At 50.1% G+C, this 24,234-nt stretch carries 19 protein-coding genes and 1 pseudogene; 16 read left to right on the top strand and 4 right to left on the bottom strand.

Translation table 11 applies throughout. The annotated features are described in order from the left end of the window. The first annotated feature begins 104 nt into the window (after positions 1-104). The 14 genes and pseudogenes from BLU26_RS00590 to galE all read left to right on the top strand — a co-directional run bounded on the left by BLU26_RS00590 (position 105) and on the right by galE (position 17,345). Entirely contained in the window at positions 105-539 is a 435-nt protein-coding gene (locus tag BLU26_RS00590; RefSeq protein WP_092283022.1) for a low molecular weight protein-tyrosine-phosphatase, read from the top strand. Positions 540-581: 42 nt separating this feature from the next. Beyond that, complete coding sequence (locus tag BLU26_RS00585; protein ID WP_092283021.1) at positions 582-2,825, top strand: polysaccharide biosynthesis tyrosine autokinase; 2,244 nt, start codon at positions 582-584, stop codon at positions 2,823-2,825. A 163-nt stretch (positions 2,826-2,988) separates the two neighbouring features. Continuing rightward, positions 2,989-4,155 (top strand): nucleotide sugar dehydrogenase, encoded by a 1,167-nt coding sequence (locus tag BLU26_RS00580; protein WP_092283020.1) that lies wholly within the window; start codon positions 2,989-2,991, stop codon positions 4,153-4,155. 174 nt (positions 4,156-4,329) lie between these two features. Then, positions 4,330-5,154, top strand: a complete 825-nt coding sequence (locus BLU26_RS00575) for a nitroreductase family protein (RefSeq protein ID WP_197674512.1) — start codon at positions 4,330-4,332, stop codon at positions 5,152-5,154. Positions 5,155-5,158: 4 nt separating this feature from the next. Continuing rightward, entirely contained in the window at positions 5,159-6,211 is a 1,053-nt protein-coding gene (locus BLU26_RS00570; RefSeq protein WP_092283018.1) for a polysaccharide pyruvyl transferase family protein, read from the top strand. Positions 6,212-6,237: 26 nt separating this feature from the next. Further along, a complete protein-coding gene (locus BLU26_RS00565) occupies positions 6,238-7,641 on the top strand; it encodes an oligosaccharide flippase family protein (protein ID WP_157719258.1) in 1,404 nt (467 codons plus the stop codon). Positions 7,642-7,673: 32 nt separating this feature from the next. Further along, a complete protein-coding gene (locus tag BLU26_RS00560) occupies positions 7,674-8,579 on the top strand; it encodes a glycosyltransferase family 8 protein (RefSeq protein ID WP_092283016.1) in 906 nt (301 codons plus the stop codon). Positions 8,580-8,585: 6 nt separating this feature from the next. Next, positions 8,586-9,529: pseudogene (locus tag BLU26_RS18705) on the top strand (glycosyltransferase family 2 protein). A 4-nt stretch (positions 9,530-9,533) separates the two neighbouring features. Continuing rightward, complete coding sequence (locus tag BLU26_RS00550) at positions 9,534-10,214, top strand: WecB/TagA/CpsF family glycosyltransferase (protein WP_092283015.1); 681 nt, start codon at positions 9,534-9,536, stop codon at positions 10,212-10,214. Next, positions 10,207-11,415, top strand: a complete 1,209-nt coding sequence (locus tag BLU26_RS18480) for a hypothetical protein (RefSeq protein ID WP_157719257.1) — start codon at positions 10,207-10,209, stop codon at positions 11,413-11,415. The genes BLU26_RS00550 and BLU26_RS18480 overlap by 8 nt, the downstream gene beginning before the upstream one ends. Before the next feature lie 46 nt (positions 11,416-11,461). Next, positions 11,462-12,856, top strand: coding sequence for a phosphohexomutase domain-containing protein (locus BLU26_RS00545; RefSeq protein WP_092283014.1), 1,395 nt, complete (start codon positions 11,462-11,464; stop codon positions 12,854-12,856). Positions 12,857-12,952: 96 nt separating this feature from the next. Then, complete coding sequence (locus BLU26_RS00540; RefSeq protein WP_092283013.1) at positions 12,953-14,368, top strand: undecaprenyl-phosphate glucose phosphotransferase; 1,416 nt, start codon at positions 12,953-12,955, stop codon at positions 14,366-14,368. 15 nt (positions 14,369-14,383) lie between these two features. Continuing rightward, positions 14,384-16,306, top strand: a complete 1,923-nt coding sequence (locus BLU26_RS00535) for an acyltransferase family protein (protein ID WP_157719256.1) — start codon at positions 14,384-14,386, stop codon at positions 16,304-16,306. Between the two features lie 16 nt (positions 16,307-16,322). Next, positions 16,323-17,345 (top strand): UDP-glucose 4-epimerase GalE, encoded by a 1,023-nt coding sequence (gene galE, locus BLU26_RS00530; protein ID WP_092283011.1) that lies wholly within the window; start codon positions 16,323-16,325, stop codon positions 17,343-17,345. 176 nt (positions 17,346-17,521) lie between these two features. Here the strand turns inward: galE and pgi are convergent, their stop codons facing one another. The 4 genes from pgi to rfaH form a co-directional block, all read right to left on the bottom strand. Beyond that, on the bottom strand, positions 17,522-19,189 hold the full coding sequence (gene pgi, locus BLU26_RS00525) for a glucose-6-phosphate isomerase (RefSeq protein WP_092283010.1): 1,668 nt from the start codon (positions 19,187-19,189) through the stop codon (positions 17,522-17,524). 17 nt (positions 19,190-19,206) lie between these two features. Next, positions 19,207-20,493 carry a nucleotide sugar dehydrogenase gene (locus BLU26_RS00520; protein ID WP_092283009.1) on the bottom strand — a complete coding sequence of 429 codons (1,287 nt, stop codon included), beginning with the start codon at positions 20,491-20,493 and terminating at the stop codon, positions 19,207-19,209. Between the two features lie 15 nt (positions 20,494-20,508). Beyond that, entirely contained in the window at positions 20,509-21,402 is an 894-nt protein-coding gene (gene galU, locus BLU26_RS00515; RefSeq protein ID WP_231701981.1) for a UTP--glucose-1-phosphate uridylyltransferase GalU, read from the bottom strand. Positions 21,403-21,495: 93 nt separating this feature from the next. Beyond that, entirely contained in the window at positions 21,496-22,053 is a 558-nt protein-coding gene (rfaH, locus tag BLU26_RS00510; RefSeq protein WP_092283007.1) for a transcription/translation regulatory transformer protein RfaH, read from the bottom strand. 653 nt (positions 22,054-22,706) lie between these two features. Between rfaH and BLU26_RS00505 the strand changes: the two genes are divergently transcribed. Both BLU26_RS00505 and BLU26_RS00500 read left to right on the top strand, forming a co-directional pair. Next, on the top strand, positions 22,707-23,015 hold the full coding sequence (locus BLU26_RS00505; RefSeq protein ID WP_092283006.1) for a hypothetical protein: 309 nt from the start codon (positions 22,707-22,709) through the stop codon (positions 23,013-23,015). 100 nt (positions 23,016-23,115) lie between these two features. Continuing rightward, the gene (locus BLU26_RS00500; RefSeq protein ID WP_172830621.1) at positions 23,116-24,234 is read left to right on the top strand and encodes a polysaccharide biosynthesis/export family protein; all 1,119 of its coding nucleotides are present in this window, start codon (positions 23,116-23,118) and stop codon (positions 24,232-24,234) included.

Raw genomic sequence — 24,234 nt, 5'->3', positions numbered from 1 at the left:
ATCGTCATATAAGAATGGCCTCTGAACACGCCAAGCTGGCAAAAACAGCCTGCCAGCCCAAGACCGAAGCCACGGAATAATCAAGGCAGAGACCAACAGTACCCATGTTCAAAACCATCCTCGTCGTCTGCGTGGGCAATATCTGCCGCAGCCCCATGGCTGAAGCCATGCTGCAGCAAAGCCTGCAACATAAAGGCATCAAGGTCAGCTCCGCCGGTATCGGCGCCCTGGTCGGCAAGCCCATGGACGCCACCGCCCTTGAGGTACTCCGCGCCCACGGCGGTGACCATCCGCATCACAGCGCCCAGCAGCTTACCCGCGACCTGCTACATCAAAACGACCTGATTCTCACCATGGAACCCAGGCACGTACACGACATCCTAGAGATGGCCCCCGAAGCACGCGGCAAGACCTTCCTGCTAGGCAAATGGCAAAGCGATCAAAAAATACCTGACCCCTATCGCCAGCAAAAGCCTGCATTTGAACACGTCTATACTCTGATCAGCCAAGGCGTCACCAGCTGGTCAAAACACCTATAAACACCCAGCGTCACCATCCTGGTTATCCATTTAAGGGATTTCATGCAAAACAACACCCCCTCTCCTCAAGCACCACAACACGACAGTGATGAAATTGACCTGCTGGCTCTCCTGGGGGCGTTGATAGATGGTAAGTGGATAATCATCGGATTTACGTTGGTTTTTGCAGTAATCGGTGTCGCTTATGCTCTTCTGGCAACCCCTATTTATCAGGCTAATGCGCTGATCCAGATTGAGGAAAAATCCGGAGGCGGCCTATCCGCTTTCAGCGAAGTCGGCGAAATGTTTGGCGCAACGTCAAAAGCTGTTACCGAAATAGAGCTTTTAAAGTCGCGCGCAGTTGTAGGGCAGACCGTACGTAACCTCAAGCTGGATATTACGGTTAAGCCAAACTATTTCCCGGTATTGGGCCAGTGGATAGCGAGGCACTTCACGCCAACGGAACAACAACACGTTGCTGAGCCCTGGCTTGGCTTAAATAGCTACAATTGGGGTGGCGAGCAGTTGGATGTATTCCAGCTCGAGGTTCCTGCCGACTACTTGGCTAAACCACTGACGTTGGTCGTAGGAGAGAGTCAAACTTTTGGGCTGTACAACGACGATGAGAACCTGCTGGTCGAAGGCAAAGTCGGCGAGCAGATAGTACAGGGCGGATTCAAGATCCAGATCCAGACGCTGATGGCCAACCCCGGAGCCGAATTCACCCTGACCAAAGCCCGAGAGCTCAACACCACACTGAGTTACCAGGAGCAAATTTTGGCAAGCGAGCGCGGACGAGACTCTGGCATCATCGCGCTCGCGCTGCAAAGTCCTGAGCCCGAGCATGCGACCAGGGTCCTAGATGAAGTCAGCAAACTGTACGTGCGCCAAAACGTAGAGCGTAACTCAGCGGAGGCCGCACAGAGCCTGGAGTTTCTTAAGCAGCAGTTACCCCAAGTACGCAAAGAGCTTGAACGCTATGAGCAGGCGTTGAACGACTACCAAACCAGCAGCAAGTCTGTGGATATTTCCATTGAGACACAGGCTGTGCTTGATCAGATTGTTGAGATCGACACGCTGATCTCAGAGCAAAACCTCAAGCGCGCTGAAATGGAGCGCCGGTTCACACGTCAGCACCCATCCTACCAAGCCCTGCTCGACCAGATGGAGCAGCTCAAGCGACAAAAAGACGAGCTCACCAGCAAGGTAGAAGGCCTGCCAGAGACACAACAAGAGCTTCTGCGGCTCACGCGTGATGTGCAGGTTACCACCGAGGTGTACACGGCCCTTTTAAACCGCTCACAAGAGCTGGATGTAATGCGTGCAGGCACCGTGGGGAACGTCCGTATTATTGATAATGCGGACGTTAACATCGTTAAGCCAGTTAAACCCCAGAAGGCACTGATTGCAGTCGTCGCCACCCTACTGGGCGGCATAATAGGTGTTGCCGTAGTGCTACTGCGCCACGCTATGAACCGAGGCGTGGAAGACCCCGACGTTATCGAACAACTCGGCCTCCCGGTATACGCCAGCATACCTTTCAGTAAAGATCAGGAGGTCGTTGAAAACGTTGCCAAAGGTAAACGCCAAGCGCCGTCAAATGCGCACTCGCTACTGCTCGCCATCAGCAACCCGGCAGATCTGGCAATCGAATCGCTGCGCAGCCTTCGCACCAGCCTGCACTTCGCTCGCCTCGAATCAAAGAACAACATAATGATGATCTCCGGCCCTAGTCCAGGCGTCGGTAAATCGTTTGTTTCAGCCAACCTCGCGGCCATCATGGCGCAGGCAGGCCAGAAAGTACTGCTTATCGACGCAGACATGCGCAAGGGATACATCCACAAAATGTTCCGCCAGGCGCCGGAAAACGGCCTGTCTGAGTTGTTGTCTACCCGCATTACCAGCGCAGACGCCATTTACAAAACGGAACTGGATAATCTGCACCTTATTCCACGAGGCCAGATACCGCCCAACCCGTCCGAGTTGCTCATGCATGCCAACTTCTCGAGCTTCCTGGATAACGTGAAGGATGAGTACGACAGCATTATTATCGACACCCCCCCAGTTCTCGCGGTAACGGACGCCAGCATTGTTGGCCGGCAGGTGGGCATGAGCCTTATCGTGACTCGCTTTGGCTTGAACAGCGCGAAGGAGATTGAAGTAACCAAGCGCCGGTTCGAGCAAAACAATATTCAGCTCAAAGGCGCCATTTTCAATGCCGTTGTGAAAAAAGCCTCGTCTTACGGCGCCTATGGTTATGGCAACTACGGTTACTACAACTACGAGTACAAATCAGACAAGTCCTGAAGTTTCGGGCCTTTTCAACGGCTTCTGTGCAACACAGCAGCCGTTGAAGCGAACTAGTTTGTAACAGTGAAACTCTCTCTGCCCTCACTACGGCACCGCGATCAAAGGCAACCTCACCCCTTTTCCGCAGAAAAAGCCGCAACAAAACCATAGGAACATTCGTATGAAAATCGCCGTCGCAGGGACTGGCTACGTCGGACTGTCCAATGCTGTGTTACTGGCACAGCACAACCAAGTAGTCGCACTCGATATAGTGCAGAGTAAAGTGGACTTAATCAATGATCGTAAGTCCCCTATCGTAGATGCGGAGATCGAAGACTTTCTCTGCAATCGCACTCTGCACTTGCAAGCAACAACTGATAAAGGGGTTGCGTTCAAAGGTGCTGACTTTATCATCATTGCCACGCCAACTGATTACGACCCACAAACTAATTACTTCAATACTAAAAGCGTAGAGTCGGTTGTCTCGGACGCCCTAACCTTGAACCCAGAAGCAACTCTGGTAATCAAATCTACCGTCCCGGTTGGTTATACCCAGCAACTGCGTGAGAAAACAGGTCACCCAAACATTATCTTCTCGCCTGAGTTCCTGCGCGAGGGCAAGGCTCTATACGACAACCTATATCCATCTCGCATCATCGTGGGCGAGAAGAGCGAGCGCGCACAAGCATTCGCAGATCTATTGAAAGAGGGAGCAGTAAAGCAAGACGTGCAGGTGCTGCTAACCAATAGCACTGAGGCGGAGGCAATCAAGCTATTCGCCAACACCTACTTGGCCATGCGCGTAGCCTACTTCAACGAGCTAGACACTTACGCAGAAACTCACGGGCTGGACACTCGCCAGATTATTGATGGTGTATGCTTGGACCCACGTATTGGTGACCATTACAACAATCCAAGCTTTGGCTATGGCGGCTATTGCCTGCCCAAAGATACGAAACAATTGCTCGCAAACTACTACGACGTTCCTAGCACAATGATAAAAGCGATCGTTGATGCCAACAAAACAAGGAAAGATTTTATCTCGGAAAGGATTCTCGCACTATCGCCTTCTTGCGTTGGAATATATCGACTAACAATGAAGTCAAATTCAGACAACTTCAGAGCCTCCGCAATACAGGGTGTAATGAAAAGATTAAAAGCAAAGGGCATAGAAATACTTATTTACGAGCCGAACATGCAAGAGAGCACTTTTTTTGGATCTAAAGTAACTCGAAGTCTCACAGAGCTTAAAGAGCGCTCTGACATAGTACTAGCAAATAGACTTTGTGACGAACTGCTAGACATTTCAGAAAAGATTTACACTCGCGACATATACAAAATTGATTAAACAGAAGCCTCAACCAACATGAAAACTCGACTAAAAAACCTAGCAATAGTATTTTACGGTTATAGCTCAGACATACGCCGACTATTGAGGCATTCCCAGTTATTTGGCCCTTATAAAAACCGAAACTCCCTTCAAGCTCACCTCCTAAGAACAGCTCACGCATTGGAAAAAGGGATGTCGCTACCAAACCCCAGAAAGGGCTTTGGAGTTAATAAATTTCAAGAACTAATGAAATCCTGCAACATACATTTAAACTCTTACGACAGCGACTCTTCATTATCCGCCGCCTTGGCAACTGCAACAGCTTATCTAGAGTACCAAGCCAAACAAGGAATGGACACAAAAGAGCTTACAGCTCTTTTTCATAAAAACGCCGGCAAACAAGAGACTACTTCCGGAATAGCTGGCAACAAGGTTATTTCCAAAAAAGCAATAGCCGCAAGCTTACCAGCCAACCCTGAAAGCTTCTTTTTCTCTAGATTCAGCCTACGAAACTACAGTGCTACTCCTATAAGCGAAGAGCTCCTGAAGCGAATTGGGCTTATAGCCTCTAAGACACCTTCAGTATGCAACAGACAAACAGCGAAGTCATATTTCTACACTGATGAAGAGTCGATAAAAAGAATACTAAGCTTGCAAGACGGAAACTCAGGGTTTGGTCATCACGCCAAAGCTATAGCGGTGGTAACATCTGAACTGGCGTGCTTCTACAAAGGAGCAGAGCGTAATCAAGGTTACGTGGATGGTGGCCTGTACGCCATGAGCATCGTTTACGCGGCGCACGCAGTCGGCCTTGGGAGTTGCATGCTTAACTGGAGTCAAGGCGTCAGAACAGACAAAAAACTACATGAACTAACAGGGATACCCGAATCAGAAATAGTCATTACACTCATCGCATTTGGCCACATACCAGAAGAAACGGTGATAGCAGCATCCCCTAGAAGAGACATTAGCGAAACTTGTAAGATAAACCAACCCTTGGAAGAAGATAAAGCCTGACGCCATGAAGAAGCTTGGAATTTTAACCTACCATGAAATAAACAACTTCGGCGCACAACTGCAAGCCGCCTCCCTGCGAAAGTTCTGCATTGACTGTGGGTACGAGTGCGACATAATAAATTACCAGCCTCCAAGATCAAGAGCACGGATAGCTGCACACATTATACGGCCTGCACTGAAATTAAAAACGAAAGAATATTTCCGAAACTTAGAAGCGAGAAACACATTCAGAAAGTCAGCAATAGAGCTCGGTTGCATCAACACCAAGGCGCTATACACTACTTCAGGAGTACAAAAAATCTCGAAGAACTACGATGCATTGATATGTGGAAGCGACGAGATTTGGAACTTTGGGAATTACTTAGGCCACCAGCCTCCATTTATACTGGACTTCCCATTTGACGGCAAAAAAATCAGCTATGCAGCCTCAATGGGGTCTTACAATTTACCAACGGCTGAAAAAAGCAATTTTGAAGCTGCATTGAGGCAGTTTAGCACAATCCTCGTAAGGGATAATCACACCGCGGAAGCGGTACGTGGTCTCTCCCTTCACCCTAAACTCGTATTAGACCCAACCTACTTAGTTGAACTCACGGAAAAAATAGTTGATAAAGAAAACCAGCTAATACTGTCCGGAGAGATGACAGAGGACCAACTCGAAACCGCGAAGAAAATAGCACAGGCGCTAAACCTTAAGATAATCTCCCCTGGGTACCTGTACAAAGGGCTCGAGAACAGTTACTTTTCCGCCACAGCGCTGGAGTGGGTTCAGCATATAAATCGTTCAAAGTACCATATCACGTCACTCTTTCATGGCAGTATATTTTCAATTAAATCCTCTACCCCATTCGTAGCATTCATGAATGAGAGCAAGCGAAACAAGCTCGGATTTATGCTGGAACAGCTAAAGATGAAAGAGAGAGCAGTAGAAGTCAACAACACGCAGCAAGAAATTTTGTCACTATTGACAAAACCGTTCTCCGCACAGCAAGAAACAATAGTACAAGACCTAGCAAAAGAGTCTAGGAATAAACTAACTGCAGCGTTAGCATCGTAATGTCTATTGGAAGAAGCTTTACTTGGATGTCTGTCGCAATCATTGCGGCAAAAACTTCAACGCTAATAGCTCAAGTATTTTTGGGTTATCTCTTTTCTGCCGGAGAGTTTGGTAAATTTGCGTTAATAGTTGGCACCATGAGCCTTACTTCTGGCTTTATTGACACCGGCATAAACAAGTTCCTCATTAAAGAGCAGGACAAACTGCCGGAAAATATGAGGCCGGCCATCATATTTACATTGCTCGCGGCTATAGCAGGTGGTGCAATCCTAGTAACAGCAACATACGCCCAAACTCTTGACACGGAAACCGTTGCAGCCGCGTGCATCATTGCCTTGTTTCTGCCGTTAAATTCAGCAGCTCAAATTTACAAAGCTAGGCTATCCATAAACTTAAGCCTTCCCGTAATATCTCGCGTAGAAATATATGCCTCCATAGCAAACACTGCTGTACTAATAGGGTGTGCCTTTTTCGGACTAGGAGTGACCAGCTATGGTCTAGCCTTTGCGGCTAGTTACTCAACAACCTTTATACTATTAAGACATGCAACAAAAAGTAGGTGCCCAAAGATCACTTTCACAGAAAAAACGACAACAATCATCGAGCTAGCATACCAATTACGCTGGATAGCTCTAACAACATTTGCGATGGGCATAGCTCTACGAGGAGACTTTTTAGTACTATCCAAATTCTTATCCGAATCAGATCTTGGCATTTATTATTTCGCATTCATGCTGACCGCCAACCTTGGCTTGGTAATAGCCCACGGGATAAATAATGTCTTCATGCCATTCCTAGTAAAAGAGAATAAGAACAACCACGCGCGCGCTATGCTTTTTACAAAGCACAGCTCTATTATATTCTCAGGCACATCAATAATATCCCTTACTTTTATTCTTTTAGGGCCTTCAGCAGTACACCTAATTTGGGATGGCAAGTGGGATACAGCGGCACTTCTCGCTTCTTTCTTTGCCGTATCATTGCCGCTGAAAATGCTTGCCCCAATGAGCTACTCTCTACTAGAGGCCAAAGGGCTATGGAAGAGAAAGTTTTCTTACATTTCCCTTGACGCCGTTACCGTTTTAGGCTCAGTAACAATCGGAGCGTATAACTTCGGACTAGAAGGCGCAGTAGTGCTTCTATCTATTCAGCGCGCAGCAATTGGAGTATTTATATATATAAGTAGCAGCAAGGCATGCAATGTAAGCAAACGGAGAACCCGCGAGATGCTTATAAAGCTCACGCTCCCAGCAATCTCAATATTGTCTTTAGCATTAGCGATAGCGCAATTAATACCCTATAAATTTGATTCAATATTTTATCAAGCGACTGTCAGTTTCACAGCGTTTTTAACATTCACACTATTGCTGGCAGGAATACCTAACCTGCGTAAAAGCCTTCCCTTGCAGAAAATCGGCCTTCGAGCATAGTCGCTTGGTTAAATACATTAGAGAGCACGACAATGGCAGAGCCAACTATTAAGCCTGACGAATACAATCATGTTTGCTTCTGTGCAGACGGACGGTACATTAAGTTTATTATACCTGCACTGGAGTCACTATTGCGTGCATCCGCAAACCCTGAGCAGTGGTTTGTGAGCATAATAATGGACCACGCTCCAAGTATCGAATTTAAGGACGCCATAAGACAGTTATGCCCTGGACGCAACCAGCTGCATATTATAGACCCAGAGGGGTTCAAGCACCTCATAGAAGTCACCCATATCTCTAGAGCGATGTACTATCGCCTTTTGATTCCGGAGCTGATAAACGCCGATAGAGTTTTATATCTAGACTGCGACATCATAGTCAGAAAAGATATTTGCGACTTAATTAGCATAGAACTCAATGACAATTACCTCGCAGCGGCAGTCAACCCCTTCTACGACGCCACTAGATTAGGTATCGAAAGCCCGGAACTATACTTTAACTCTGGCGTGCTTTTAATCAATGCAGAGAAGTGGCGCAAAAATGCCACAAAAGATCAAATAATCAGTTTTCTATCCGGAAATTCTGACATTTTAAGAATGCCGGACCAAGATGCTTTAAACGTGGTACTTAAAGGAAAGATTTTAGAAATATGCCCAACATACAACTGCCAAGTATCAATGCTTATCAAGCACCAAGAACTGGAAAAAGAATTAACTCCACGGTGGAACACTGATTTTCTAAGCGACCCGGCGATCATGCACTTCTCCGCTGGGCATAAGCAGTGGCACTCCACAAACCGGATAGTATACTCGAAAGATTACTTAAATCTCTCAACGCACTTAATCGAGAGAAGGAAAGGTGTGGTTAATGACTTTATCACTGGCGCCTATCGAAAGATAAAATACTCACTATTTAAATCCAACCCTTACTTTTATTGACATGCCATGACTGACAAGCAAAAAGCCCCTTCCTTCTCTGTAATCATACCGACCTATAATAGAGCCAGCTCGATACTTCCAACGCTATCCTCAGTAAAAAACCAATCTTTCACTGACTTTGAATGCTTGATTATAGACGACGGAAGCGACGACATTGAAGAACTAAAACAAGTTATCACATCACTCAACGATGTTAGGTTTAGTGTGCTTCAGCAAGAGAACTCTGGGGGGGGGCAGCCAGGAATACCGGCATTTTTGCAGCGAAGGGTACCTATATCTCATTCCTTGATAGTGACGATTTTTTCTTGCCGGATAAGTTACTTGAATTTTCAAAACATGTTTATCCTTCTATGGACACTGCTTGGTACACTCAGACCCTCGTAGATAGGGGTGTGAGCACCATGTGGCTACGGCCTTCACGTGCCATTAAGCCCGACGAAGACATGGGTGAGTACTTGTTCATAAAAAACGAGTTCATACAGACCTCAACGATTGTACTAACAAGAGAACTTGCTCAAAAAATTCCATTTGATCCAAGTTTGCGAAAAGGCCAAGACTTAGACTTTTGCCTGAGGCTTCATCATGCCGGCGTTCGCTTCAAAATGCTTAGCAATCCACTTTCCATATGGTCCGATAAAACTGAAGTAGGTAGAACCTCTCATATCTCTGGCTACAAGCCAGTGCTGGACTGGCTAAACAAGGCAGAACCTTATTTAACAAAGCGAGCAGCAAAAGGCTACAAGGCCACCGTGCTGGCATATTACCTTGCTCCCAGCAAAAAACTAACTGCACTGAGACTGATACTCTCTGCCTGGCTAACTGCCGGGGTGCCAACAAAAATTGCGTCGCGCCAAGTATTGCGGTGCATTGTCCCACGCGATAAGTATCGCGCCCTAGTGAACGCGTTCATCCGCATCAGGAATAAAGACTCAACCAAAGGTCGCGACTAAAGCCATGAACGTAATTGACAATAAGAACCATACTTTCGTAAACCCTTACTCTTACTCAATCCTAAGGAAGCAGCGGCCCGGATATCTCACCAAGAACTGCTTCCAACTGCACTATGATGGTATAGCCTTAGTTTGCTTAAGCAACGCTTTGGGCCTACCGAGCAAAAGGAGCAGCTTTGACGATACATCTCTAGCACCTACAGTTTTTAGCGAATGCCAGCGTCATCAACTTTCGGTTGGGCTTGTGGGCTCCGCACCTGGAATAGCGGAAGAGGCTTCTCAGTTATTACAGCAGAGATATCCCAGCCTAATTGTGCAGCTTGTCTCCGACGGTTTTCTGAGCGGTCAGACCGAAGTAGACGTAAAAGAAAAAGCGCTCGAATGTGATGTGATTGTCTGCAGCATGGGTACTCCCAGACAAGAAGACTTTCTTTATGAACTTCGCCTGCAAAACTGGGAAGGCACCGGCTTCACCTGCGGTGGTTTTTTAGACCAGCTAGTAAGCGCAGGAGGCAAAGATTATTATCCTACTTGGGTAGATAGGTATAATCTTCGCTGGCTGTACCGAATTGCTAAAGAGCCACGTCGACTGTTATTTCGATATGCCGTCGACTACCCCGTAGGAATGACGCTTTTCATTTTTGACTTTTTTTTCACAAGAGAACGCAAGCATACTGATGCTTAACATCACTATTTCATCCATAAAGCGCAGACCCTTTCCTCAAGCCTTTTTTTACTGGGGAATGCTATTTTTAATGCTGTTCGGCTGGCTAGTCGACGCCGTGACCAGCCTTTCTGCCGACGGAATATTGGAAGTTTATTTCGCCCTGCTTGGCCTCATCGCTATAGCTCAGCATAGCCGAAGAGTACAAAGTACAACACTTAGGGTCGCCACACTAATATTTATATACATCACAGCAGGTATGTTTATATCCGTCGCGCTGCGAGGAGCAAACATTCTCGACTTCCTTATGGCTTATAAATTCACTTGGTACCTCCTAATACTCTCGCTATTTTATGCTCGCCCTGTATCTACTTCGAATGACATATATAAAATACTAAGAGCCTCACTAGTCATGTTTTTTTTGGTCTACTTTGGGAAAGTGGCATTAGGAAACCCAAGACCCACGTTCTTTACCGAAAATAATTTCGAGCTGATGCTTTTATCACTTTTATATATTGCATGCAGCATATCCCCAGACAAACCCAAGACACTTGACACAATTCTAATCCTATTAATTGCCGCAGCCTCAGGATCCCGCTCTGGCTCCGCGTTGATTGCGGTAGCAATACTTTTCTCGTTTGATTTTAAGCAAGCTCACAAAACCAAGAATTTGCTTCTCCTCAGCATGGGGCTAATTGGTGTCGCAGCCGCAGTGTACGTTTTCAGCCAACGCTCAGGCACAGCAAGTATTGAAGACATAGACAGATACCGTTTTCTTCAAAGCTTCCTAATTTCGATCTCTGACTGGGGAGTGCTTAACTACTTATTTGGTGCTGAACGAATATCAGCGTTACCGCAGCACGTGTGTTCAAGCCTGTCATATTACAACACACTTAACAGCTTCAAGGGAGATGGGACTTGCTATTCCGTTATCTTACACTCCTTTAATCTTAGAATAATCTATGACCATGGCATTATATTAACTGTAGCCACCCTATTCGTGCTATGGCAACTCTTGGGACGCTGCCCGATAAAATATAAAATATGCGTATTAACCCTTCTTTTTCTAAATGGACTTTCGGTATCGTCAATAAATAGTGTATATGGCGCCCTCGGCGTGGCGTGCATAATGTTTTCCTCTTCTCTAATAACGCGCAACTCGCCAAACACCGAAAACCATAATCCTCTGCTCCATAGACCTACTTCTACTTATCAACCATAACAGCATGGCGTACATATTCCGATAACTTTATTTAATTGGACTTTAAATGAATCTTACCTGTTTCAAAGCCTATGATATCCGAGGCCAGCTCGGCACCGAACTTAACGAGGACATCGCCTACCGCATCGCTCGCGCTTTTGCCCGCTTCCTAAAGGCTCAGCGTATAGTGCTGGGAGGCGATGTACGCGCCACCTCTCCCGAACTCAAAGCGGCGCTTGCCAACGGCTTGCGAGACGAGGGTGTGGATGTCCTTGATTTGGGATTGGCCGGTACCGAGGAAGTCTATTTCGCGACTTTCCATTTGGGCGTCGACGGCGGTATTGAAGTGACTGCCTCACACAACCCTATCGACTACAACGGCTTCAAGCTGGTACGCCAAGGCTCCCGCCCCATATCAGCCGATACCGGGCTAGCCGATATCCGCTCCATGGCGGAATCCATGAGCTTCGACCTTGTCGACGGCCGCGATCCGCGCGTCGATGACGCTACGCGCGGTAGCTACGAATGCGTGGATACACGTCCTGCTTTCGTCGAACATCTGATGGGATATATCGATATTGCGAAGTTTTCGCGACCACTCAAACTAGTGGTTAATGCGGGCAACGGCGCCGCCGGTCCCGCGCTTGACGCTATTGAAGCTGCATTCCAAGCAGCTGGCGTTCCTGTAACTTTCATCAAGATTTGTCATGAACCTGATGGCAGCTTTCCGAATGGCATTCCCAACCCAATATTGATCGAAAACCGCGACATGACGCGGAACGCTGTGTTGGAGCACAAGGCTGATATGGGTATAGCCTGGGACGGCGACTTTGACCGCTGCTTCCTATTTGACGAGCAGGGACGTTTTATCGAGGGCTACTACATTGTCGGGCTACTTGCAGAAGCCTTCCTGCAGAAAGAAAAAGGCGCGCGGATCATTCATGACCCCCGCCTGACCTGGAATACAGTGGAGCAAGTTGAGTCCAACGGCGGGGTCGCTGTACAAACCAAAGCCGGGCACGCGTTCATCAAGGAGCGTATGCGCGAGGAAGATGCCATATACGGCGGCGAGATGAGCGCTCATCACTACTTCCGCGATTTTGCCTACTGCGACAGTGGTATGATCCCTTGGTTACTGGTCGCGGAGTTGCTGTGCGCGAAAGGGAAGCCGCTGTCCGCCCTGGTCGACGAACGTATCGCGGCCTTCCCGTCCTCTGGTGAGATCAACCTTACGGTGTCGGATGCCCCGGCAGTGTTGGCAGCGATTGAGCGTGCCTACTCTGAAAACGCCGAAGACGTAGATCACACGGACGGAGTGAGTATTCGCTTTGCACAATGGCGATTCAATCTTCGTGCCTCCAACACTGAACCGGTGATTCGGCTGAATGTCGAAAGCCGAGGCAACGCAGGATTGATGAAGGAAAAGACTGAGGAACTGTTAGCCCATATCAAATCCCTTTGATCACGGCGCTCCGCCAGGATCTTGCTTTCCAAGGCCTGGCCCCCTTGCTCTTGCTGCACAGACGTTATTGATACGGAATTTTTCAGGTATGAAAGCATGATGCATAACCAGAATGGCATTATCCGCTCCAACGAACCCATGCTTGCCGTGCTGCATCGCTGGCTGGATATTCTGGTCATCGGCCTGGCCTTTGTGCTGGTGCTCTGGTGGCAAGACACCACCCTGCACCGCGATCACTGGATCAGTTTGCTTGTCACACTCTTCCTGTTTTATTTGATCAATGATTTCAGCCAACTGTACGGTTCCTGGCGCGGTGAAGAATCCTTCAAAGAGCTTCGCCAGGTTGGCGGTAACTGGGCGGTGGCCTTTGCCGGTATGTTCGTTGCCGATTATTTTCTGTTTCAGAACACCCGCCTGCCCGACATGGACAAGATCATCTGGTTTTCCACCGGGCTGATCGCACTGCTGTTTTACCGAGTGGGGCTGCGGCATACCATGCGCCAATTACGCAGCCGTGGTTACAACACTCGCTCGGTAGCGATTGCAGGTTCAGGGCCGCTAGGCCAGCGCTTGGCAGACAACATTGTGAGCACGCCCTGGATGGGGCTGAATCTGATGGGTTTCTATGACGACAAGTCCAGCGACCCAGTGCCTTTGGCAGGTACACCCGTCTCTATTCCCACCAATGGCGATATGCAGGCATTGGTAAGAGATGCCAAGGCCGGTATCATCGACAAAATCTATATTACGCTGCCGATGCGGGCAGAGCTGAAGATCAAATGGCTGCTGGATGAGCTTAGCGACAGCACTGCATCGGTCTATATCATTCCTGATGTGTTTGTTTTTGATCTTTTGCACGCACGCAGCGAGTCGATCAATGGCCTACCCAGCATCAGTATTTTCGACACGCCCATGGACGGCGCCAACCGCATCGTAAAACGCATTGAAGACATTGTGCTGTCCTGTCTTATTCTGGCTCTGATCGCCTTGCCTATGCTGTTTATTGCCTTCTGCGTGCGCATGACCTCCAGCGGCCCTGCCCTGTTCCGCCAAAAGCGCTACGGTATTGACGGTAAGCCGATTGAGGTATGGAAGTTTCGTAGCATGAAAGTTATGGAAAACGGCGGCAAGGTGACTCAGGCCACTCGTAACGACAACCGCATCACGCCTTTTGGCGCCTTCCTACGCAAGACTTCCCTTGATGAGCTACCGCAGTTCATCAATGTACTGCGTGGTGAGATGTCTATCGTCGGCCCCCGTCCCCACGCGATAGCCCACAACGAGGAGTATCGCAAGGTTATCAGCGGCTACATGCTCCGCCACAAGGTCAAGCCGGGCATAACCGGATGGGCGCAAATCAACGGCTGGCGTGGCGAGACCGACACACTCGACAAGATGGAAAAACGTATCGAGTACGATCTCGACTACATTCGTAACTGGTCGCTGTTTCTGGATTTGAAGATAGTATTCTTGACCGTGTTCAAGGGCTTTATCAACAAGAATGCGTATTAACAACGGAGAATAATTGTGAGCAGTACGATTAAATATCGTCCAGAAATAGATGGCCTTAGAGCTCTCGCCGTTGTACCCGTAGTCCTCTTTCACTCCGGAGTTGAAGCCTTCTCTGGCGGATTTTCCGGAGTAAATATCTTTTTCGTAATTTCGGGGTATTTAATAACAAGCATTATAAGCCGCGAAATAGAGAGCAATACTTTTAAGATCTCAACTTTCTACCAGAAACGAGCCGACAGGCTTTTCCCTGTTCTTGCGTCAGTGCTTTTAGCAACGCTTATTATTGGATTTTTTACTAGCCCGCCGGACGAATACCAAGAAATAGCGAAAAGCGTGATTGCCGCGGGCACATTCACCTCCAACATCTTTTTTTGGAGCACTAGCGACTACTTCTCGGCATCCGCATTCACAATCCCACTGCTCCATACTTGGTCATTAGGAATAGAAGAACAATTCTATATTTTCTTTCCCTTTGTACTCATTATAGCCTTTCGCCTAAAGCTACCCATTGCCTTAGTTGCGATTGCCGCTGCAGTTTCGTTTACACTTTCATCACTCGCATTGCAAAACTACAGCTCAGCCACCTTCTATCTTCTTCCAACAAGAGCATGGGAGCTACTAATCGGCGCATTGCTCGCACTAATACGTTTACCAATACCCAGCAGACGAATCGCCTCCGAAGTTCTATCTTGGACAGGCCTTTCAATGTGCCTATGGTGTATCTTTTTTTTCAATAAAGAGACAGCATTTCCAGGCCCCAATGCGCTATTCCCCGTTTTGGGTGCAGCCCTACTTATTTATTCGACAGCACACCCTCAAAACAGTATTCGTAAAGCGTTCAATTTCGCTCCCGTCACCACCTTAGGAAAAGCATCCTACTCAATCTACATGTGGCATTGGCCATTCATCGTTTTCTACGGACTAGTATTTGGCTATCCAAGCAATCTTGTTCAGAGTATTCTGATCGCAGCAATTTCGATTTGTATCGGCTTATTTTCATGGGCAACAATTGAAAAATGGAGCCGAGGAAAAATAGCCCGCTTGCGACCAATTCCGGCTTCTGCATGCGTCGTAAGTATCTTTCTCCCCGTCATCGCGTTGAGCTCATCTACACTACTGACAAACGGTCTGCCATTTCGGGTTGAATCTAACGTAATAGCAGCAGAAGCAGCGTTGGAAGACTATAGTCCTTACCGAGCTTCGTGCCACTCCGGGGAAGGAAACCGCCTTGAGTACTCTAAGTCTTGCATTCTTGGGCACAGCAACTCCCCTTCTTCGGTAGCGGTTTGGGGCGACAGCCATGGCGTCGAGATCGCGGCAGCACTTGCTGAGCAGCTCGCTCCAGAAAAGCAGTCTGTAAGGCAATTAACTTACAGCTCCTGCCCCCCTGCAATAAATTTAGCAAAAGCAAGTAGACCTGGATGCAGAAGCCATAATGAAGCAACATTACAGGCCATAATAGCTGACCCCCAAATTCAAACTGTAATTCTTTCTGCTTATTTCCCGGTAAACCAAAAAATTTCCAGTGATTTTCTTGATGGCTTTAAAGCTAGCGTTGAGCACCTGGAGTCTGCTGGGAAGAACGTTATTGTAATGTACCCTTTGCCTCAAACTACAGACAACGCCCCAACAATGATCGCCCGCTCAATCATGCTTAGCCAAAAACGTGCAACCAGTATGACTTTGGAGGCCTTTATGAATAAATATTCAGAGTCTTTTGACCTAGTGTCGGGCTTACCCTCCTCAGTCACAAAAATCGAGTCTTGGAAAAACTTCTGCATAAACGACGACTGCTATGTCGGGGATGAAGGAGGCGCCTATTTTTTTGATGGGCACCATCCAAGTATGCACGGCGCTAGGCTGATAGCACGTGATATAGCGAACGCAATCAGTCTACAGTCAGACCACGCCGTAGCTACCTCAACACCATCTATATGATTACCTCTGGAGCGTCATGAGTAACCCACTCATATTAGTAACCGGCGGCGCTGGTTACATCGGCAGCCACACCTGCATTCAGTTGCTGGCGGCCGGTTATCAACTGTTGGTGCTGGACAACTTCAGCAATAGCTCACCAGAGGCGCTCCACCGAGTGGAGTCGATTACGGGTATAGAGGTGCTTTGCGAAAAGGGTGACATTAATGATGCTGCTCTGCTGGACGGCCTGTTTGCGCAGCACAGAATTGATGCGGTCATTCACTTCGCTGGGCTCAAGGCGGTAGGAGAGTCCGTAGCTAAGCCATTGCTCTATTACCATAATAACGTGAGCGGCACAGTCACGCTTTGCCAGGCCATGCAGCGCGCTGGTGTGTTCAACTTGGTGTTCAGCTCTTCTGCGACGGTGTACGGTGACCCGGCGTCATTGCCCATTGGTGAGGACTTTCCTACCAGTGCGACCAACCCCTATGGTCGCTCCAAACTAATCATTGAGGAAATTCTGGCTGATCTGCATAGCTCAGACCCGCGCTGGAACGTCGCACTACTGCGTTACTTTAATCCGGTGGGCGCACACCCCAGCGGACTTATTGGTGAAGACCCGAGCGACACTCCCAATAACCTGATGCCATACATTGCACAGGTAGCAGTCGGGCGCCGTGACAAATTAAGTGTGTTTGGTAGCGATTACCCAACTAAAGACGGTACCGGAGTTCGCGACTATATCCATGTGATGGACCTCGCAGACGGCCACGTAAAAGCACTGGCCTGGCTAGAGCAAGGCTTGGGTATCAAGGCGTTTAATCTGGGGACCGGCCGAGGCTACTCGGTCTTGGAGATGCTCAAGGCGTTTGAGCGAGCCTGTGGCAAGACACTGGCGTATAAGCTGGAAGCCCGGCGCCCCGGTGATGTTGCCAGTTGCTACGCTGATCCGGCATTGGCCGAGCAGGAACTGGGCTGGAAGGCCCGCCTAACGCTTGAAGACATGTGCGCCGACAGTTGGCGCTGGCAGTCGCAGAATCCTGCCGGGTACCGCGGCTGAATAGATAAACTTTGCTGCAATGCTAAAAGCCGCGCTTCCTGACGGAGCCCGGCTTTTTCGTGTAGAGCTTGGGTATTTTTTATACCTCGAGTTCCATCTCAACCATGCTTAACAGCTACACCAGCTTGGTCAGGATGGAGCCCGAATCTCCCAAAGGCTAACGAAGTCTGGACCTATTACTGAGCGTTGATGAAATCAATTAACCCGAGGGTTGAACTGTCTAGCGGAAACTCCGGTGCCTGCTCTTTGCGAATGACGCCCAAGGTTTCGGTAGCAATTTTCTTGCCCATTTCAACCCCCCACTGGTCAAAGGGATTGATCCCCCAAATCACCGCTTGAGCAAATACCTTGTGTTCATAGGCCGCGAGCATGGCGCCGAGACTGAAGGGACTCAACTCCTTCATCAACAGCGTCGAACTGGGCTGATTGCCGCGATAACGCTTGTAGTGCGGCAGCTCGCCCTCCCCCTCCAATGCAGCCTCACCCAATGCCAGCAGACGTGACTGTGCGAGGCAATTAGCCAATGCCAGCTCGTGCTGTCGAACCAATTCCAGCGAGTCCTCGCTGTGGGTGGGTTCGTGGTAGCGCAGGGCCGGCGCAATAAAATCGCAGGTCACCACCTCAGTCCCTTGATGCAGCAATTGGTAGAACGCGTGTTGTGCATTGGGGCCAACCTCACCCCAGAGCACCGGGCAAGTGTGCAACTGGACCAGCTCCCCGTCGCGATTGACCGACTTGCCGTTGGACTCCATTTCGAGCTGTTCAAGGTAGGCTGGCAGTTTCTCCAAGCGTCCATCGTAGGGCAGGATCGCCTGCGCGTTAATGCCTAGACAGTTGGTATTCCAAACTCCAATCAACGCCATGAGCACCGGAATGTTGCTTGACCAAGGTGCATTGCGGAAGTGGTTGTCCATTAAATGAGCACCCGCCAACAAACGGCGGAAACCCTTCATACCAATGCGCAGCGCAATAGGCAGACCGATGCAGGACCACAGCGAGTAACGACCGCCAACCCAGTCCCAAATCTGCAATTGGTTCTCGCGGTGAATACCCCACTCGCTCATCTTGTCGGGCTTAGATGACACACCAATAAAATGACAATGCAGCAGTCCGGCGCACTTGCCAAGCGAGCGCTCCAGCCAGGCCAGCGCGGTATTGGCGTTGTAAAGGGTATCGACGGTACTAAAGGATTTGGAAGAAACGATAAAAAGGGTATTCTGCGGGCGCAGTTGCTTGAGCAATTGCGCCATTTGGCTGCCATCCATGGATGAAGCGAAATGAATCCCTAGTGAGCGGCTGCGCTTGAGGGTAAAGTCATTAAGGGCACGGCTGACCATAAGCGGCCCCAGGTCAGAACCACCCACCCCAATGTTTACCACATCTGTAATGGGCTCGCCCGTCATGCCGCGCCATTGGCCGCTGTGAATTTTATCGACCATGTCAGCCATCTTGTCCAACTGTTCCTGCACGCCTTCCAGCACGTCCCGGCAGGATTCATATTGCACATCGTCCACCGGGGTTCGCAGGGCCCAGTGCATGGCCGCTCGATCTTCAGTGTTGTTCACCGCCTGGGTGCTGAACAACTTCTCGGTCCACCCTTGCAGGTCACAGGCATCCGCCAAATCAAACAGTTTGTCCAGCGCCAGGCTGTCCAGGCGTTGTTTGCTGAAATCCAACAGCAGTGGGCCATGACTTACGCTAAAACCGCTGAAACGCTGGGAGTCAGCTCTGAAAAGTTCAGCTATATGCAGCGGCTTGAGCCGCTCAGCCTGCAGATTAAGCTCTGCCCAGGCCTGCTGCTCGGCCTGGCTGCCAGTATCGGGTATGGCTTTGAATGCATTCATTCCGTTGTCCTTAGGGCTCAGCGCCCTACCCCGTAATAGGTGAAGCCATGCTCACGCACGTAGCTTGGGTCATAAATATTGCGACCATCCAATAACACCTTTTGCCGCATGATGGCGGCCAGCCGATCCAGATCGGGGCTCCAATACGCGCGCCACTGGGTAAGCACAATCAGAGCATCCGCCCCCTCTGCAGCGGCATAGGGGTGGCTGGCATAATGCAGCCCTGGGTGGTGACCATAGCGCTCCAGCAATGCCGGCAGCGCTTCAGGGTCGTGCACCCGCACCTTGGCACCCTGCGCCCAGAGCGCATCGAGCATTCTGATGATGGGGGCGTTATCAATGCGGCCGGTGTCGGGCTTGAATGCCGCACCCCAGATAGCCACGGTACGGCCTTTCAAGTCGGTGCGGTAGTGCTGCCAGAGTTTGCGAAACAAGTACTCTTTTTGCCGCTCGTTGATCTCGATCACCTGGTTAAGCAGGGTTGAACCCACACCGGTTGCGTCCAGTGTATCGACCAGGTTGATCACGTTAGTGGAGAAACCGGGGCCACCAAAGCCAACGCCAGGATAAAGATAGGTAGGGCCGATTCGCGGATCCGCTGCCACACCCTGGCGTACGTTCTCCACATCAATACCGAGTGAGTCAGCCAGGTTTGCCATGTCGTTCATGAAGCTGATTCGCGTTACCAGCATGCCGGTAATGGCCAGCTTGGTGAACTCCGCTTCACGTGGCGTCATCACCAGAAAGTGGTCGCTGTCGCGATTGAATGGGCGGAAAATCTCCTTGACCAGCAACTCCGCGTAGCCATCGTTGCAGCCAAGGATGATTTGCGGTGGCCGTTGCATGCCGGCAAGGGCGGTGCCCTCCTGCAGGAAGTCTGGCAATGCCACGGCCGCGCTTTGACTGTGCGCTATACCGCTTTTTAGCGACTTATCCAGCTCTTCGGTAGAACCGACAGCAAAGGGCGACTGATTGACAACCAGCCAGCGACGACCATCAACTGCAGCCAGACGCTCTACAATAACATTCGCTTGTGGCGCCTCATCGGTATCCAGCGCAAGAAACACCGCTCGGCTATCGGCACCGGGCAAGCCATCAAAATCACCGTAAACCAATCGCCCTTCCGTATGCTCATTACTGATGAGACGCCGCAGCCCGGGCTCACTGTAAGCCACCTTGTTGGCGATGACCTGCTGCCGTATACGGCCTTGTGGCATACGCAGTACTACATCGTGCCCTGTCGCCGCCATGCAGGCCGCAGTTACCAACGCCGGGAGGGTGTCTCCATACAGATCGATTTGCATGCTGCCTTCTCCGGCTCAGACGTCACATTGTCGAATAAGCTCGGCAAAACCGGAGCCAACCTGCGGGTGCCGCAAGCCGTAGGCCAGGGTTGCCTGCAAATAACCCAGCTTGCTGCCGCAATCGTAGGTCACACCCTGCATCCGGTAGGCCTCAACCTGCTGTTCCTGCATGAGGCTGGCAATGGCATCCGTCAATTGAATCTCGTTACCCGCTCCAGGCTTGGTCGTCTCCAGTAATTCGAAGATACGCGCCGGCAGCACGTAGCGGCCTACTACGGCCAAATCCGAAGGCGCTTCGCTCTGCGCCGGCTTTTCGACCACACCGGTCATGACCTGGCTATGCCCGGCCACCGGGGCTTCGCCGTCGAGCGCAACCACGCCGTACTGCGAAACCCGCTCCATGGGTACCTGTTCGACCATGATCTGTGCCCGCCCCGAATGCTCGAAACGCTGATTCATGGCCGCCAAATCGCCCTGGCTGCCTGCTGCTTGATGGTAGGCATCTACCAAAACATCAGGCAGCATCACCGCAAAGGGACTATCGCCTACCACTTCACGCGCGCACATCACCGCATGGCCCAGGCCCAACGCTTTACCCTGACGCACACTGATGACCCTGACATCGGCTGGCAAAATGGAACACATTATCTGCAGTAACTCGTCTTTACCACGGCGCTCGAGTTCAGTTTCAAGCTCGTAATGCACATCAAAATGATCTTCAATGGCGCGTTTGGCCGAGTGATTAACCAAAACAATTTGCTTGATACCCGCGGCCACCGCTTCGTCAACCACGTACTGGATAACGGGCTTGTCTACTACGGTGATCATTTCCTTGGGAATGGCCTTGCTGGCGGGCAGAAAACGGGTACCAAGGCCTGCTACGGGAAGTACTGCTGTTTTTACTGACACAATAAATTCCTTTTACCAAAATTCAATATTGAGTGCCGGCCTCAGGAACACAAGAGACCGTAAAAAAACGATTTATCTTAACTGTCAAACTTTTCAAGCATACGTTGGGCCAGCGAATGCACGGGTAGGCGCCGCCCGAGGTGGACTGGATGGTTTAATGGCTCGCAGTGGAACCTTGAGCTTCTGCTCACGATGCAACAAATTGAGCAGCAAGATGGCCCGCTCATCGCCGTCAGGCCGTAAAAAAATGGCCTCAAGATCGCTAAAGGGACCTTCGGTGATGCGTACGCGATCACCGCTGTGTAACGCGGGGGACACGGGCTCTATATCGGCGAGGGTCTTGATGCTGTAGATGATGCCGGCCGACACTCGGGCTGGGTCTTGACCGAAGCAGACCAGGCGCGAAACACCACGCGTGGAGCGAATCGCAAACCAGTTATCCTGCATGCGATCCAGGCGGATGAATAAATAACCCGGAAACAGCGACTCTTCCAATTGCACTCGCCGCCCGCGGCGCAACACTTCCACCTTGTGAGTCGGGCGGTAACAGGTGAAGCCCTGATTACGCAGGTTGAGCTCAGCTCGCTCATCCTGCTTCGGCTTGCTCTGGATCAAATACCAGCATGCGGCTGGCGACGTTACCTCAGACATCCTGTCTCGTTGTCGGGTGACGCCACCCGAAGTTGCTGCATTGACTTCGCTCATTGCCCACCTACTCCATGCCTGATGGCGTGACAGGTCCAGCGGCATGAACTCGTGAGATTTGTGCTGTGCGCATCATATCCGTGAGCAGCCAACCTGAACAAGTCTTGACAGAAACACACTGAAAGGCTTTACGTGCCATGAATGCCCGCGCATGGCACGCAAAGCCATGCAGGCACTATGCCAGACTCATGCACCGCCCGTTAACAAATCTGGCCTTCACCAACAGACAACACAGTGAACCAAAGAATTCCTAGACGGCTTCAATTTCGTGAACGCCATCGCACAAAGACCTCTACCCAGCCCCTATGAACGAAAAAAGCCAATAGCTCTATTGCATCACAGTAGCTGCCAGCCTAAAGTCAGCAGAAGCGCGATTACATAGCAAAATATCGCAACATTTTTAAACCCAAGCGAACTGCAACAATCAGGCGACATAATGATCAAAGTCGTTACCCTAACGGCATAATCCTCTATCTCTAACCACCGTATTGCAGCCGCATTAATACGCTGGCGAGAGGAAATTAAGCTAGACTGGGGTTTCTATTTGTAAGCAGCTGCGTATAATCAATTTTGAATTCCGATTGACAAGGAGACGAGTTATGAAAAAACAAACTTTTGCTTTGGTGGCCAGCGGCCTGCTGCTCGCCTCTTCTGTGGCCTTTGGTCAAGCTACTGGCGATGCTACAGTGGGCAGCGGCACTGGTGTTGACACTACCGGCAATCCGCCACCCACTCAAACTCCGGTTGGCAACCCTGCTGCAGCGGGTGGCGCAGCAGGCGGCGTAGGAGCCGGTGGCGTGGCTCTTGGCACCGCAATCGTCGCTGGCGCTGTTGTGGCTGCCACTGACAGTGGTGATGGCTCCTCTGGCACCACTGGCACTACCGGCACTACCGCTACTGCTCCCTGATTTTGAGCAATAGTAAATCTAAGGCCACCTGAGACATTGTTTCGGGTGGCCTTTTTATTGCCTGCATTCCGTAACAACATAAAAGACAAGAACCTCGACCATGAATCGTTTCTCTTTTGCCGCTCTGGGCACCTCAGCACTACTTCTGCAAGCCTGCATGTTTTCGCCGGGTATGCATATGGACACGGATCGCCTGCTAGCCGAGGACTCTGTGGAAGAAAGCCTGGTCGAGATGGTGCAAATTACGCCCAAGGTGCTTGCCCAGGAACAGGCAGTCGCTACCAATAGAGCAGTCCCCCAAGAATTGCTGAACTTTGTGCCTGAGAACTACCGTCTGGGCCCTAATGATTCGCTTTTTATCACGGTTTGGGATCACCCCGAGTTGACCATTCCAGGCGGGCAGCAACAAACCTCCTCGGCCAACTCTCGCGTAGTTAGAGATGACGGCACCTTGTTTTACCCTTTTGTTGGCAGCATCAAGGTCGCTGGGTTGACCCAAGAAGAACTACGCAAGCTGCTTAGCGACAAGCTGTCCAGGTATATCGAGCAGCCTCAGGTCGACGTTAATATCCTTGAGTACAACAGCCAGAAAGTCACACTCAGTGGAGCTTTTGTTACCCCTGGCTTTCGTGAAATAAACTCCCAGCCATTAACTTTGCTACAGGCTGTTGGCGAAGCCGTTATCGACAATGAGCGTGCTGACCTATCCACCTTGAACCTGATACGGGACGGTCAGGTTTTCACGCTGGATTATGACTATCTCACCAGCCATCCTAGCGCAGTGGGCAGCGTCTATCTTAAGGCCGGGGACAAGCTGCATATGGGGCTGAACGATGCCCGCAAAGTGTTCATCATGGGTGAGGTACCTCGCCCTGCTGCGCTTTCCTACAGCACCAGCCGTATGACCCTGAGCGAAGTGCTGGCCACTGTGGGCGGGCCGTCGCCGACTTCTGCCAGTGGCCGCGAGGTCTACGTGATTCGCGGCGTGGAAAACTTGGAAACAGAAAAAGCGACCATCTTCCAGCTAAACGCCCAGTCCCCTTCCGCCTTCATCCTCGCTGACCAGTTCGAAATGCAGCCGCAGGACGTGGTATTTGTTGGAGCCGCCGGCATCACTCGCTGGAATCGCTTTGTCAGCCAGCTATTCCCCAGTGCGAATATCTTGGGCACTGCCGTAAATATCGGCAATGATTACAACGACTTATCAAACAACAATTAA

The organism is Halopseudomonas sabulinigri (genome assembly GCF_900105255.1).
Taxonomy (GTDB): domain Bacteria; phylum Pseudomonadota; class Gammaproteobacteria; order Pseudomonadales; family Pseudomonadaceae; genus Halopseudomonas; species Halopseudomonas sabulinigri.
This window is presented reverse-complemented; position numbering and strand designations above follow the sequence as displayed.